This is a genomic window from Streptosporangium sp. NPDC006007 (assembly GCF_040614315.1).
In the GTDB taxonomy this organism is placed as follows: Bacteria; Actinomycetota; Actinomycetes; order Streptosporangiales; family Streptosporangiaceae; genus Streptosporangium.
On the sequence record NZ_JBEXUG010000107.1, the window covers coordinates 1 to 1411 of the forward strand.

Here is a 1411-nt window from a genome sequence, read left to right on the forward strand (position 1 = left end):
TCAACCATCGGGGCCGTCTTGAGCGCCACCGCGCGCAACACCGCGGCGTGATCCCACGGCGACTGGTTCACGAACTGCTGCAAAGCCTGCATGTCACCGTCCGGCAACCGCCCGGCCATCGGCTGAATCGACTTGCGCCGGCCATCCAGCATCAACCCACGCAGGTAGCAGTCGCCCTTCGCCCGCTGATCCCGGCGCGGCACCGACGCGAACACCTCAGCCACGAACGCCGCCAGCTCGCCACGCAACCGCTCGATCTCCTCCAAGTCCACAAGAACAGCATGCCGAACCCAACACCCAAAGATCAAACCAACCTAACGAAGTACTACTAGCGGGGCTGGACCGGCGAGCACCCCGCACCCGATCCGGATGAGGGCACCGCGGGCTCTCCACCCGCCCTCTCGCATCCCCTCATGGTTTACGGCGCCACAGAACCCGACCACCGTCGACGACCGCTTCCTTTTCGAGCGAGGAGCCGACCTCCTCCTGCCTGGGCCTCCAGTCGAGGTACGGATAGAGCGCCGCCCGCCAACACAATCGCACAAGCAACAAATCACCCAAAAACGGGATGAACCCAATGAATAGGTCACGAATGCGATAGGAGGCCATACGCGACAGAACCCCGATCGCCAGCACCACGACGATTCTGAGGCTCACGAAACTCAGGACATCGGAAAGCATCAGCGATGCTCCCCGGCCTCCCCACTCTTCACCGCCCCTGAAAAGCAGATCGTTCGCCGAGGAGAAGACAACGAAGCTGAGCACCACGGACACGGTCAGCAGTCCCACGGTTATCAGCCCCCTCGACAACGGGCCTCTCGCCGTCCGAACCCGGCGCTCCAGGTCGACCGGCTCTTCACCGTCTCGCGACATGCAGGTAACCCCTTTTCCGTCAGGCCCGTCTCCACCGAGACGACCGACCTCGTAACGTTGCCGCCCGCGCCCCGTCAGCGGTTTTCGAAAGCACGGAGAGCACCTCCTCCGAACCGAAGGCTCGTCTCCGGGACTCGCGGCCCCACCACCCCGGAATCGACGCGTCACTTCAAACGCCGGGCCCAAGTGTCAGGCCCCCGTCAGGGTGGCGACTGCCACCCGGCGGAGGCCTGGTGATTCTCTAGCTGTGGATGTTCAGGACACGCCTAAACGAAATAGTAGGGGTCCGGCTTTCCATACACCCATCGGGTTTGAGTTCTGTAATCGTACCAACCCCACTCCCGGTAGTAACGCTTGGGAAACCCAAGGATCCGGTGGCTCGCTATCAACTTTGCCCGGTAGTGCGTCGTGTAAAGCGACTGAGGGGCCGAGATCATTCCGGACAGCGGAATCTGCGGCGGCGAGCTACGCCACCGACTGAAGCGCTGTGTACTCGTCGAGGACTTCGAATGGCGTCCGGTAATCAATAGATGAATGA

The 1411-nt window shown here is 62.4% G+C and carries 2 protein-coding genes; both read right to left on the reverse strand.

Annotation, left to right across the window (positions count from 1 at the left end):
* On the reverse strand, positions 1–272 hold a 272-nt coding region (locus ABZ194_RS30340; RefSeq protein WP_355600439.1), incomplete at its 3' end, for a transposase.
* A gap of 139 nt (positions 273–411) precedes the next feature.
* Positions 412–789 carry a hypothetical protein gene (locus ABZ194_RS30345; protein ID WP_355600440.1) on the reverse strand — a complete coding sequence of 126 codons (378 nt, stop codon included), beginning with the start codon at positions 787–789 and terminating at the stop codon, positions 412–414.
* Positions 790–1411 lie beyond the last annotated feature (622 nt).